Origin of the sequence: Pseudoalteromonas sp. A601 (assembly GCF_002165575.1) — a bacterium.
In the GTDB taxonomy this organism is placed as follows: Bacteria; Pseudomonadota; Gammaproteobacteria; order Enterobacterales; family Alteromonadaceae; genus Pseudoalteromonas.
Map to the genome: position 1 here is coordinate 25135 of NZ_MXQF01000030.1, position 12973 is coordinate 38107.

General features: G+C 41.5%; 10 protein-coding genes. 8 read left to right on the top strand and 2 right to left on the bottom strand.

Annotated elements, in window-relative coordinates:
- Window positions 1-9: 9 nt before the first annotated feature.
- On the top strand, window positions 10-2133 hold the full coding sequence (locus B5G52_RS17915) for an ATP-binding protein (RefSeq protein WP_254911242.1): 2124 nt from the start codon (window positions 10-12) through the stop codon (window positions 2131-2133).
- A 112-nt stretch (window positions 2134-2245) separates the two neighbouring features.
- Here B5G52_RS17915 and B5G52_RS17920 read toward each other — a convergent pair whose 3' ends face one another.
- A complete protein-coding gene (locus tag B5G52_RS17920; RefSeq protein ID WP_087534015.1) occupies window positions 2246-3130 on the bottom strand; it encodes a LysR family transcriptional regulator in 885 nt (294 codons plus the stop codon).
- Window positions 3131-3257: 127 nt separating this feature from the next.
- Here B5G52_RS17920 and B5G52_RS17925 point away from each other — a divergent pair, with 127 nt between their 5' ends.
- From B5G52_RS17925 to B5G52_RS17935, 3 genes are read left to right on the top strand one after another with little or no spacing between them, the layout of a single operon-like run.
- A complete protein-coding gene (locus tag B5G52_RS17925) occupies window positions 3258-3890 on the top strand; it encodes an NAD(P)-dependent oxidoreductase (protein ID WP_087534016.1) in 633 nt (210 codons plus the stop codon).
- A gap of 59 nt (window positions 3891-3949) precedes the next feature.
- Window positions 3950-4969: a kelch repeat-containing protein gene (locus B5G52_RS17930; RefSeq protein ID WP_087534024.1), complete on the top strand. Its 1020-nt coding sequence runs from the start codon at window positions 3950-3952 to the stop codon at window positions 4967-4969.
- The gene (locus tag B5G52_RS17935) at window positions 4969-5688 is read left to right on the top strand and encodes a Sir2 family NAD-dependent protein deacetylase (protein WP_087534017.1); all 720 of its coding nucleotides are present in this window, start codon (window positions 4969-4971) and stop codon (window positions 5686-5688) included. The genes B5G52_RS17930 and B5G52_RS17935 overlap by 1 nt, the downstream gene beginning before the upstream one ends.
- Before the next feature lie 140 nt (window positions 5689-5828).
- Here the strand turns inward: B5G52_RS17935 and B5G52_RS17940 are convergent, their stop codons facing one another.
- Window positions 5829-8768, bottom strand: a complete 2940-nt coding sequence (locus tag B5G52_RS17940) for a TonB-dependent receptor (protein ID WP_087534018.1) — start codon at window positions 8766-8768, stop codon at window positions 5829-5831.
- A 201-nt stretch (window positions 8769-8969) separates the two neighbouring features.
- On the opposite strand from B5G52_RS17940, the gene B5G52_RS17945 reads away from it, so the two are divergent.
- Genes B5G52_RS17945 through B5G52_RS17960 form a run of 4 tightly spaced genes read left to right on the top strand, consistent with a single transcriptional unit; the run spans window position 8970 to window position 12929 of the window.
- On the top strand, window positions 8970-10217 hold the full coding sequence (locus B5G52_RS17945; RefSeq protein WP_087534019.1) for an amino acid deaminase: 1248 nt from the start codon (window positions 8970-8972) through the stop codon (window positions 10215-10217).
- A 12-nt stretch (window positions 10218-10229) separates the two neighbouring features.
- Entirely contained in the window at window positions 10230-11081 is an 852-nt protein-coding gene (locus B5G52_RS17950; RefSeq protein ID WP_087534020.1) for a MurR/RpiR family transcriptional regulator, read from the top strand.
- 2 nt (window positions 11082-11083) lie between these two features.
- On the top strand, window positions 11084-12553 hold the full coding sequence (locus tag B5G52_RS17955; protein ID WP_087534021.1) for an amidohydrolase family protein: 1470 nt from the start codon (window positions 11084-11086) through the stop codon (window positions 12551-12553).
- Window positions 12546-12929 (top strand): RidA family protein, encoded by a 384-nt coding sequence (locus B5G52_RS17960; protein WP_087534022.1) that lies wholly within the window; start codon window positions 12546-12548, stop codon window positions 12927-12929. The genes B5G52_RS17955 and B5G52_RS17960 overlap by 8 nt, the downstream gene beginning before the upstream one ends.
- Window positions 12930-12973 lie beyond the last annotated feature (44 nt).

Sequence of the window (12973 nt, forward strand, 5' to 3'; positions counted from 1 at the left end):
ATTAAATCAATGATTCATAATGATTTTTTTGTTCATGAGCTGGCTCAATTGAAGAAAAGCGTTTATATTTGCATTGTGCAATGCATTTTACTCGGAGAAAACAATATGCAAAGCGAGGACGTTTTACCTCTGATTAATTTACAACATATCTTAGCTAAGCTAGCTAAATGTGATGATAAAATAGGCATTTTCAACTTGTTAAATACAACATTAAAACCATTAATTGGTTTTCAGGACAGTATTGTATTATTGAGTAATAAGCCTCGTTTTTATGAAACACTTGGTAGCTCAAATTATGAATTTGAAACTGAAATATGGCCTGAATGTAGTTTGTTTACTAAAGTGAACGAACGTAAATATGCATTAACAACAAAACCTTATGAAGAGCTCGAATTTTCATTTTTGCAGGAATCAACAAAAGTAAAAATAGACAATTGTTTAGTTATTTACTCAGCTTTAAAAGATGAGCCTTATATTATATTGCTTACCAATGTTAACACTGAGAGTTATGAAAAGGTTGTTAGCTCTGAGTGTATAGGTATTTTATTTCAACAAATTTATCTTTCGCTTATTCAATTGGCTACGTTTGACAGATTTTCCCAAGAGTCTATTTCTTTAATCAATAAGTTCAGTCAATTATCTAGCTTATTTAAAGAGCTTGCTAGTGAGTGGTTCTGGTGTACTACATCAGAAAACCAATTTATTAGAGTGAATGATGCAGAGGCTAATGAAAGTGACTATGAGCGTTTTTTTATTGGTAATAGTATTGAATCGCTAAGATCAGAAAATGAACTACAGTTAACGGATAAATGGGATTCTTTTCATCAAACACTTGCTAATTATGAAGATTTTTATGAGTTTGAATGTGAGTTAAATATAAAGGGTAAATATTGGCTTTGTTTCAGTGGAAAGTCACAGTTTGATGAAAAAGGAAGCTTTATTGGCTATCTGGGGATTGCAAAAGACATTACGCAGTCGAAAGAGCGGGAAGTGGCTCTGCAATTACAAAAGCATAAAGCAGAAGAAGCGAGTCAAACAAAATCTAAATTTTTAACTGTAATGTCTCATGAAATTCGTACCCCGATGAATGCAATTTTGGGGATGATTGAATTATTACGTGACACTAAGTTAACTGACGAGCAGCGACAGTGGATTAATTATGCCAATGCCAGTGCCGATATTCTCTATGGTCTAATAACGGATGTATTAGATTTTTCAAAAATAGAGTCTGGAACGGTGTCTATTATCAAAAAGCCGTTTAATCTGAATTTACTTGTAGATAATATCGTTGGTCAATTTGATATTATAGAGAGTAATCACGATATCGTGTTCACCGTAACTATCAGTGAGGAGATCCCTACATTTGTTTTGGGGGATGAATTTAGGCTTGGCCAAGTATTGTTTAATATTATTGGTAATGCATTTAAATATACGAAAGCTGGTCGAATAACTTTCAAGGTGTCTATCAGCGAAGATTATCTACAGTTTGAGATAGCTGATTCGGGGGGAGGTATTGCAAAGAAGAACCTCGACTTAATTTTTCAACCTTTTCGTCAAGTGAATGACGGCGTAAATAGAAAAAATGAAGGTGTGGGTTTAGGCTTGAGTATTTCTAAAAACTTGATTGAGCTTATGAATGGTTCAATTAAAGTAGATACTCAACTAGGTCTAGGAAGTACTTTTACTGTTTCGGTGCCTTTTCAAGCTGCTTCTCAAGATATCATTGCGTTAGAAAATGCGCCAGTTGGACACGCCTTATCAGTACTTGTTGCTGAGGACAACATAACAAATCAGGTGCTCATAAAAGCGTTTTTGGAGAAAATGAATCATAAAGTTACAATTGCCGAAGATGGTCAAGAAGTCATTGACTTAATTAAGCTTAAAAGCTTTGATCTGATTTTAATGGACATTATGATGCCCCGTATGGATGGGTTAACTGCAGCGCAAATAATACGAGATGAGATGCATCTAGATGTGCCGGTTTATGCATTAACAGCTAATGCCGCTTCTGATGACAAAGCTGCGTGTTTTAAAGTTGGAATGAATAAAGTGCTCACTAAGCCGATTCGTTTCGATACACTGAAAGCCTCACTTGAGTCTCTAGTCAGTGTTGGGCTAAATAGGGAGTGTTAACAATACCTACATTTTTAGTGAGGCTCACTGAGTCATGGGCTAAATGGCAGGGGGGGCCATGATTGGCCAATATGGCGAGCGAGGGCATTTATCGTGTTTTACTGCTGGAGGTTTACACTATATCATGTTGCCAACGCTGGGCTAAAAAATCGATAAATGCTCTGACTACATTTTGCTGATAGCTACGTGATAAGTAAACGGCCCATAAATGGTTTCCCGGGGTAGAGTAGTTAGGCAGTACTTTTACCAATTGCTTGGTTTGCAAATACTCGTGTGCCAAATGATAAGGTAAATTTGCAATCCCCATCCCTCTGATTGCTGCCTTGCATAGCACCGACATGTCATTGGCGTTAACATTACCCTTTACGACGATTTGTTCATCCGAATTCTCACCTAAAAAATGCCATGTTGAACTACCACTGTGCAATAAACAGTTATGCTGTAATAAATCTTGTGGAGTGGTTATGTTGCTCTTGCCAGATAAATAGTCTGGGGATGCGCATATGACTGTATTTATAAACATTAATTTACGCGCTATGAGTTGCTCATCGGGCTGGTGAATATAACGCAAGGCAATGTCTATTCGTTCATCTACCAGTTGCGATAAGCTATCAGAGAGCACCAGCTGGAAATGTGTATTTGGGTGCACGCCAACAAATTCTTCGATTGCATCAAACAGCATGTTTTGCCCAATACCAATAGGCGCTGCCACCCTAATTGTGCCAACTAGCTCGTTATTATGGCTATGGGCTCTACTTTGCAAATCCGATACGGTACTGAGTATTTGTTTACAATAAGCAAGTGCTTCTTCGCCTTGATTGGTTAAACTGACTTTACGTGTGGTGCGATGAAATAACCGCAAACTCAGCCACTGCTCAATGTCTTGTACGTGGCGGGTGACTTGTAAGCGGCTCAGTTCTAAGCTGTCAGCTGCTTTTGTAAAGCTGCCACAGCGGGCAACTTCAACAAAGCTTTGGATTGCAATTATTTTGTCCATTAGTATCCTAAAATGAACTAATGTGTATCGATAAGGTTTATTTATCATCAATCAGTAAGCAAGTAAACTGATTATCAACAACTGAGGTTACTTAGTTAGATGATAAATACTTTTTAAGGATACAGATATGAACATTACTATTTTAGGCGCAACGGGTTGGATTGGTGGTGAGATCACTACACAAGCGTTACTTCGTGATCATCAAGTAACTACAATTGTCAGAAATCCTGATAAATTAACCGCTGAAAACGTGACGCTAAATACGTTCGATTTGCGCTCAGATGACGATATAGCCCCTTTACTTACTGGTGCTGATGTGGTGATTGCCTCAATTGGCGGACGAGCAGCGGGTAATCATGAATTAGTAGCGCAAACGGCCCATCGCTTATTAACGGCACTGTCAGGTAGCAGTACTCGTTTACTGTGGGTTGGTGGGGCAGGCAGTTTAGAAACTGCACCTGGTGTTACATTAGTATCATCAGCTGATTTTCCTGCAGAATATAAAGCTGAAGCACTGGCACAAGGTGAAGCTTTAGAGATATTCAGGACGACCAATACAACTACGCAATGGACGTTTGTAAGCCCCGCTGCAGTTATTTACCCAGGTTCGAGTGAAGGTGTGTACCGTATTGGTGGCGATGCGTTTTTCACTAATGAACAAGGTGAAAGCAAAATATCAGTAACTGATTATGCGATTGCTATACTGGATGAAGCACAAAATGCTGCGCATCCTAATCGACGTATCAGTGTGGCCTATTAAGTTTTTTCCAAAGGCACATAATGTTACTCTTAATCATCAACAGATTATGAATGATATTTATGAGCCTACTTTTCTCCCTTGCCTTGGCAAGTTTACCCGCCTTACCTGAGCCTGTTGCTAATAATGCAGTTGCTAAAGTAATTGTAAATGAACAAGCGTATTTTTTAAGCTTTATGGGTTTAGGTGCAAAGAAAGATCACCATAGCGTACATAATAGAGTATGGGCACTAAAACTCGGTGATAAGCAATGGCTGGCAAAGTCACCTGTGCCTAGTAGTTTGCAGCCAAAAGGGCGTTTAGCGAGCACCGCTGTTGGATTGGGTGAATATGCTTATGTGTTCGGTGGCTATACGGTAAATAGTGATCACACAGAAATATCTAGCCCAGATGTCTATCGTTATGATTTAAAAAATGACCGCTATACCCAACTTGCCAATATACCTGTACCGGTGGATGACAGTGTCGCATTGAGCTATCAGCAGCGTTATATCTATTTAGTGAGTGGCTGGCATAATGATGGCAACGTGAACTTAGTGCAAGTATACGACATACAAACAGATACTTGGCAACAAGCTTCGCCGTTTTTAGGTGAGCCGGTTTTTGGCCAAGCAGCAGCAATTAGCGGTAACACCATTGTCGTTTGTGATGGCGTTAAAACCCAGGCGAATGCTGATAAACGCCGTTCATTTGCAAGCGTTGCACAGTGTTTAAAGGGCACCATAGATGAGCAAAACCCTCTTAAAATAGATTGGCGTACTTTGGATCACCCCACAGGCACTGCTCATTACCGTATGGCTGCAAGTAGTTATAATGGCGCTATTTATATGCTTGGTGGTTCAGCCAATCCGTACAACTATAATGGCATGGGTTATAACGGTAAGCCTGCCCCCGCAAGCGGCCACGTATGGCGCTTTGATGTAGCGAATAACCGTTGGCAAGTACTCGCACCGCTCAAAACCCCAAGCATGGATCACCGTGGTTTACTTGAGCATGGTGGCATCTTATATCGCATTGGTGGCATGGATAATCAACAACAAGTAACCACTAAGGTGCTTGGCGATAAAGTAGAAGAGCTATGATGAACACACTTTATATAACAGGCGCGGGTGTGAGCGCCGCTAGTGGCATTCCTACTTTTCGTGGTGAAGATGGCTATTGGACTATTGGCAGTAAAAATTATACGCCGATGGAAATGGCCACTCGCGCAATGTATGAAAATAACCCAAAAGAATTTTTAGCGTGGTATTACCATCGTTTTGCTACATACCGTAATCATGGCCCTAATGAAGTACATCATTGGCTCAGTGATAAAAACTTAATCACGCAAAATATAGATGGGCTTGATGGCAAAGCAGGCAATATAAATTACATTGCCATTCATGGCCGCTTAGATCAAATGACGCTGTTTCACCATCAGGGCGATGAGGTAATACCACAAACCACACCTTGGGATAACGTAGACGAAAGCCGTTTACACGATTCGCTACTTGAATTGTTTAAAATTGAAAACCACCAGCCGCTACTCAGCCAATCGTTCAAGCCTTTTGTGTTGCTATTTGATGAGTATTACACCGAGCTTTACCGCATCAGTGAAGCGCAACAACGCATGGCTGCTGCCGATAAAATAGTATTTATAGGCACGTCGTTTAGCGTCAATATCACGCAAATGGCACTGGATATTGCTCGTAACTACGATATCCCTATTGAAGTGGTTGATCCCGAGCCTGCACATGTTATGCACCCAAATGTCAGTTATAAAAAAATGACGGCATTGGAGTATATTCAACAGCAGGGATAAGTAAAAAACCAGTACAGCGTTATTAACAGTACTGGTTTTTGTATTTGGCAAAACAGCGCTGTGCTGTTTATAAAAAACTTACTCTCATTCTGTATTAAGCTTTTATCTTCTGGGCAGAAGTGTACCAAATTGGTTTACAATTAAAAGCGAGTACGAATACCAAAGGTAATACGGCGTTCAAAGATGTTTTGAGTGATCACATGATCTGACCATTGCGCATAAATATCTTCTTTTTCCTCGGTTAAATTACTCACTGAAGTATAGATGCTCATGTCCTCTGCAAACTCATAGCCGGCATACATATCAAAATATAAAGTACTGTCGGTCCAAAATGGCATTACCCCTTCACCCATTGGTGAGCTTAAGCTGTCTAAACGATCGCTACGGTAATTAGCTGCAAGGCGCAGTTGTAATGGGCCTTTTTCGTACCAAAGCACAGCGTTTGCTGATTTCTCTGAGTTATCTTGAATTGGTAAACTTTCACCGTATACGTCAACGTTAGCGCTGTCACTTGGCGCATAAGTAAAGTTAACTGACGTTCCTAAGCCATCAAATGGTGCCGGTAAAAAGTCAAATGTTTGCTGATAAACCACTTCAAAGCCTTTAATGTCACCTCCTTGGCCATTAATTTCAGTACTTACCGGTACTTCACGGCGAGTAACGCCATCAATATCAGGTAAGCCTTGCATAACAATGCCGTTTTCAACAAAGGATTCTATATCCATCAAAAATGCGGAAATGCTTAATAAGCCACTGTCATTAAAATACCATTCAGCAGATAAGTTATAGTTAGTTGAGCGCCATGGTTCTAAATCTGGATTACCATTTTGTGTGCCTTGTACCGCAACAAGTAAGTCAGGACTAACGCCAAGTTCGGCGGCAAGTACGTCACCAGCACGAGTTCGACCAACACTAACACCACCGGCGAGTTTACCAATATCGAGCGTAGTCATGGTCTTACCGTAACCTGCACGTAAAATCACGTCATCTGTCACGTTTAAATTAAAGTTCATAGATGGTAAAAAGTCTGAATAATCTCTGTTAAGCCATTTTTCACCGGTTTTTTCACTCGCCGTACATAACGAACAAGGACGCTCTGGACCTAATTGGTTTTGTAGCATATCAAGTTCAGTTTTAATGTATTGCGCACCAATATTAGCGGTATAACTCAAATCACCCAATTCGCCAGCAAAGTTCGCTTTAAAGTAGGCGGTTTGTGTTTGCTCTTTCACTTGATAAGTATGCGATGGATTAGCCAAGCGTTTATTACCTGGGTAAATAGCATTTTGGAATGCCATTGGATCGTCCATCACTTTAGGATCTACTAAATAAAAGCTATGCCCTGAACCGCCAGGACCTAAACCATTTACTTGATTTACCCAACCATCTGGCATATCACTAAAAAACTGAGTGCTACCTAAGGTTAGGTCGCCGCCCGCGACGCTATTTTCACCGTCGCCGTTAGTATCGCCCAATGAAGCGCCAGAATCTTTCCACATTACATCGGCACTAATATCACCGGTAGTAAAAGGTGCTACCAAAATATAGGTTTCACGTTCAACATCTCGTTTTGATGCCCGCAGACCAAAATCAATATTTTGTAGGTGATCTGTTTCAAAGGCATAATGGCCATCGATACGGGCAACATCAAGTGTGGCTTCTTCTTCAAAGTTATTTTCAGAGTAGGTTGATACAAGGTTATATTGGCTTATATCATTGCCAAAATCTTCAGGAAAACCAAGGGTGAGGTATTCGCCGCTGCGTGAAAAGCTCACATCAACTTCTTCTGGGCCGTAACCATTGGGGTTAACGGGAGTGATGCCATCGCCATGATTTTTCAGTAAACCATGTTGCGCTCCTGAGGTCAAAAAGCCATGGGCAACGTTTTCAGTATGGCTGCGCTCTGCCGAGCCATGAATATACCTAAATTCGCCAGAAAGTGGCCCATCACCTAGGTATTCGAATAAAAAACTGGCATTGGTTGATTCGCGATCGTTAGTTAAGCTTTCGGAATAGGCACTAACACGGCGAACTTTTAAGTCTGCTGCGTTGACTGTGTATATTTGTCCGCCCTGATCATTATCTAAACGGGGAATAAAATTATCAGAATACGCCCAAATAGACCCCCGGGCATTATCAACCATCACTCCTTGTTTGCGGTCAGCGTCATCCATTTTTGTATAAAACAAATCACCGGTAAAAGTCAGTGTATCGGCAATTTGATATTGAATGGTGGTATTTAAACCTAGGCGATCACGCTCGGTTTCACGGTCCATCACACCATAAAAGCGTTGGCTATAAAAGCTGTCGTTAAAATCACCGTCACCGTTAAAATCGCGGTCGGTTTCATTTTGTATTTCAGAAGAAGTTAAAATGGTGCCGTTGCGGTAATTTGCTAGGGTGCTTTCGTCATAAGCGGCTGTGACAATAATACCAAATTTGTCATTGTTGTAGCCGGCAAACGCCACCAGTTTAGGATCGGTTTGCTCTGATAAACTGCCGCGTGTGGCTTCCCCTGTCAGTGAGAAGGTAGTGCCTTGGTCAAGAGCAAAGGGTCTGCGTGTTTTTAAATCTAACGTACCTGAAATACCACCAGCTAGCGTGTCTGCTTGCGGTGATTTAAGCACGTCGATACCTGAAAGTAATGCGGCTGGTACATCGGTAAAATCGGGTTGCAGAGTGGTAATTGAACCTGCACTTAAAAACTGCTCACCATTTAAAAGAGTGGTTACTTGCGGCATACCACGTACGTTAATGGTAGAGCCTTCGCCAGCGGAGCGACGAATTTGTATTCCAGGGATACGCTGCAGCGTATCGGCAATCGTTACATCGGGCAGTTTACCAATGTCTTCAGCGGTAATTGAGTCCATTACCCCAGTGCTAAACCGTTTGTTGTTAATATCTTGTTTGTTACTGGCAGCAATACCACGTACTTCGATGGTTTCTATTGCATCATTTGCAACTGAACTTTCATCAGCGGCAAGCACCCCAAAGCTGGTATACCCACAAAGAATAGTGGCTACTGTTTTTGCTATTACGCTCCTGTTTAGCGTGGCTTGGCGACGGTTTTTAATATTCATGTTGATGTACCTCATCCTTTATTTTTAAACGTTAATTATTATCTTTTGTTAATTTATAACGCATGTTGACTATTTGTTTGTTATTAATTAACATTGCTTTCAAGCAAAATGCAACAACAATTACATTAACATTTGATAGTTTTTTGATCTTAATTGTAAGCTTGTAGTCTAACTTTATGATTTTAAATAAGAGTTTTAGTTATGCAGCAATCAGTAATGAACAGTAAAAATAGTATTGATACTAGCAATAAAGGTTTGGGTAACAGTGATGAGTTTGCTCATAGTGGTTGGTGTGTTGCAAAACAACAGGTGAGCCTGCCTTGTGCGTGTATTTACCAAACTCGGTTAGATAATAACATTGCATGGATGGCAAAGTTTGCACAGCAAAGTAAGGTGGAGTTTTCACCGCATGGTAAAACCACTATGGCACCGGGTATTTTTAAAAAGCAGTTAAATGCAGGTGCTTACGCGATCACCATTGCAACGGTACAACAAGCTGTGGTGGCTGCTCGCGCTGGTGCAAAGCGTATTATTATGGCCAACCAATTAGTTGGCAAAGCCAACATGCAGCAGCTTAGCTATTTATTAAAACAGTATCAGATTGATTTTTATTGTTTAGTGGATGATGTTAGCAATGTAACAGCCCTTGGTGAATTCTTTTGTGAGCAAGGTTTACAAGTTAAATTGCTGATTGAGTTAGGAGTACCTGGCGGGCGTTGTGGTTTAGTTGATGCTCAAAAGCTTCAACAATTGACCGCGCATATCAAGCAGTTTTCTTCATTACAGCTTGCCGGTATTGAAATATATGAAGGCGTATTGAGTACGCAAAGTGAAGTGACTGCATTTTTAGCAGATGCGGTCGCAAAATGTAAAGCTTTGATAGCTCAACAGGCTTTTGCTACAGAGCAAGTAATCATTACTGCTGGTGGCTCTGCTTGGTATGACTTAGTGTGCGATGCATTTGCACCACAAAATTTGCTAGATAATATGACTCCAGTGATCCGCCCTGGTTGTTACGTAGCCCATGATCAAGGGATTTATGAACAAGCACAACAGAGTGTTTTAGCGCGTAACCCGCTGGCATGCAATATTGGCAGTGACTTACAGTCATGCTTAGAGATTTGGGCGTATGTGCAGTCATTGCCGGAGCCTGGTCGTGCCATTATTGGTATGGGTAAGCGAGATGTCGCTTTTGATGCTGGATTACCCATCCCTAACTTATATGTAGATCAATCTGGTACAGTACGACCTGCAGGAGCCGACTGGAAAGTTGAACAAATAATGGATCAACATGCCATGCTGACTTATACCGGCACTGAACAACTAAAAGTGGGCGATATTATTGCATTTGCAACTTCGCACCCATGTCTTACATTTGATAAATGGCGTTATATTAATGTCATAGATGATGACTATAACGTTATTGAGATCTTTGATACGTATTTTTAGGAGAGTAAATAATTGGATATTGTTTCGCGAATTAAAGAGCGCTTAGGCCATTTACGTCAATCAGAGCAACTCGTTGCACAATTAATTTTAACCGATCTGCAATATGCAGCATCCGCAAGCATTAGCGACTTAGCTTTGCGCGCTAAAGTGAGCCATGCGTCAATTACGCGCTTAGCAAAAGCATTAGGCTGCGACAATGTACGGGATATGAAGCTACAGCTTGCGCAATCACTGGCAGTTGGGGAGCGTTTTATTAGTGAAAACGCCTCAGCCCGTGAAGATATTCCGGCAATTTACCAAGCAATTCACAATATTTTAGATATCAATGCTGGGCTTATTGAGCAGTCTTTAGTAGAAGAAGCAGCACGCTGTATTGCAGGTAGCCGTCATACACTCATTTTTGGTGTTGGGGGCGGCAGTTCGATAGTAGCACAAGAGTGCCATAACCGACTATTTAGGCTTGATGTACTTAGTAATGCTTATAGCGATCCCGTGATGATGCGTATGACTGCAGCCAGTGTTGACGTGAGTGATGTAGTAATTGTGTTGTCGTTAACAGGACTTGCGAACGATCTTATTGATGCAGCAAGTATTGCCAAAGATTACGGCGCAAAAGTAATTGCTATTTGTCCTGATAGTGCGCTTGCTGATACAGCGACAATTCACTTACCAATCAAAACAAATGAATCCGATTATATTTTTACGCCAAGTACGGCTCGTTACGCCATGCTTGCTGCGGTAGATATTCTGGCCAGTGAAGTGGCTATTTTAACGCAGAAAAAATCGCGTGAGAAGCTGCGCCGTATTAAACATGAGCTAGATGAGTACCGTCAAGGACCTGATCGCGCACCGCTAGGAGATTAACGATGCAGTACGATATCTCGCAACCAGTAGACACCATTATCTATCAAGCAAAGGTATTTGATGGCTTAGGTAATGCGCCAGTGCATATGGACGTTGCAATTAAAGGACAGCAGATTGTCGCACTGGGTGAGTTATCTGCATACCAAGCAAAAGAAAAAGTTAAGGCTAATGGACTGTGTTTAGCGCCAGGTTTTATCGATGTGCACACTCACGATGATTTAGAAGTGCTCAGAAACCCTGATATGGCGGCTAAAATCAGCCAAGGCGTAACGACTGTTATTACAGGCAATTGTGGCATTAGTGCCGCACCTGCCGAGTTAGCAACGGATGCGCCAGATCCAATGAATCTATTAGGTGATAAAGCTGAATTTAAATTTGCTCAGCTGCGCGATTATATCGACGCTTACAATGTGCGAAAAGCCAATGTCAATGTGGCGGCATTAGTTGGCCATACAACACTTAGAAATAATGTAATGGTTGATTTACTACGCCCAGCTACAGCAGCTGAAATAACCACAATGCAGCAGCAACTTGATCTTGCTCTCAGCCAAGGCGCATTAGGCTTGAGTACTGGCCTTGCCTATAAAAATGCCAATCAATCACCCTCTTCTGAAGTGCACGCGTTTGGCGAGGTCTTGAAAAAACACCATGCGATCTATACCACGCATTTACGCACCGAATTTGACGCGGTACTTGATGCGATGGATGAAGCGTTTGCAATGGAGCAAGCATTCGATATTAAGGTGATTATTTCGCACCTTAAATGTGCAGGTAAAAATAATTGGGGGCGAGCGCCTGAGTTATTGGCTAGGTTTGCCGAGCAAGGTGAGCACTCAAAATGCAGTTGTGACGCTTACCCGTATGCCGCAAGTTCCAGCACCTTAGATTTAAACCAAGTGACGAATGATTTTGATATTTTTATAACTTGGTCAGAAGCCCACCCTGAAATGGCAGAACAATTACTGGCCGATATTGCCAAACAATGGGGCGTTAGTTTGCAAGATGCAGCTAAACGGTTACAACCCGCAGGGGCGGTTTACCATGGTCTTAATGAAGACGATGTAAAAACTATTCTTGCGTTTGATAAAACCATGATTGGCTCTGACGGTTTACCGTGCGATCCGCATCCTCACCCGCGATTATGGGGCTCATTTCCACGTGTTTTAGGCCATTACAGCCGTGAACAAGGTATCTTTTCCTTGGCAACGGCGATTCATAAAATGACTGGTTTAAGCGCAGCAAATTACCGTTTAGCAAACCGTGGGGTGATCAAGGTTGGTTACTTTGCAGATTTAGTGCTATTTGATGCCGATGAAATTATTGATAACGCGACCTTTGTTGAGTCCGCTTTACCGGCATCGGGTATTCATCGGGTTTGGACTAACGGTCAAGCCACATTTAACGATAAACAGATTTTGCCCACATATTCGGGTAAATTTTTAACATCACTAGGAGCAAGTAAACATGATTAAACGAATTGGTATCGAAGGCGGTACAGGCACAGGTGGGCAGCACTTACCTTTTTCTCGCGCAATAGAAGCCGGTGGTTGGTTAATGGTATCTGGGCAAACCCCAATGAAAGACGGCGAAGTGGTTGAGGGCAGCATTATTGACCAGTCACGTTTAGCTATTCAAAACTGTCTCGATATTATGGATGAAGCAGGTTATGGCCTTGAGCACGTTGCACATGTCAAAGTGATTCTAACAGATGCGCGTTACTTTCAGTCGTTTAATAAAGTGTTTAAAGAAGTATTTGGCGAGCATCCACCAGCTAGAATTTGCGCGGTAGCTGATTTAGTTGTCGACTGTAAAGTTGAGGTAGATGTTACCTGTTATAAAGCACCTTAAGGTTTTGTCAGCGCTTAAATCTCTTCGGGTTTATTCCCCGCCGC

Coding starts and splice junctions, on each gene's coding strand:
- B5G52_RS17915 (WP_254911242.1), top strand. CDS start 10: ATGATTCATAATGATTTTTTTGTTCATGAGCTGGCTCAATTGAAGAAA.
- B5G52_RS17920 (WP_087534015.1), bottom strand. CDS start 3,130: ATGGACAAAATAATTGCAATCCAAAGCTTTGTTGAAGTTGCCCGCTGT.
- B5G52_RS17925 (WP_087534016.1), top strand. CDS start 3,258: ATGAACATTACTATTTTAGGCGCAACGGGTTGGATTGGTGGTGAGATC.
- B5G52_RS17930 (WP_087534024.1), top strand. CDS start 3,950: ATGAGCCTACTTTTCTCCCTTGCCTTGGCAAGTTTACCCGCCTTACCT.
- B5G52_RS17935 (WP_087534017.1), top strand. CDS start 4,969: ATGAACACACTTTATATAACAGGCGCGGGTGTGAGCGCCGCTAGTGGC.
- B5G52_RS17940 (WP_087534018.1), bottom strand. CDS start 8,768: ATGAATATTAAAAACCGTCGCCAAGCCACGCTAAACAGGAGCGTAATA.
- B5G52_RS17945 (WP_087534019.1), top strand. CDS start 8,970: ATGCAGCAATCAGTAATGAACAGTAAAAATAGTATTGATACTAGCAAT.
- B5G52_RS17955 (WP_087534021.1), top strand. CDS start 11,084: ATGCAGTACGATATCTCGCAACCAGTAGACACCATTATCTATCAAGCA.
- B5G52_RS17960 (WP_087534022.1), top strand. CDS start 12,546: ATGATTAAACGAATTGGTATCGAAGGCGGTACAGGCACAGGTGGGCAG.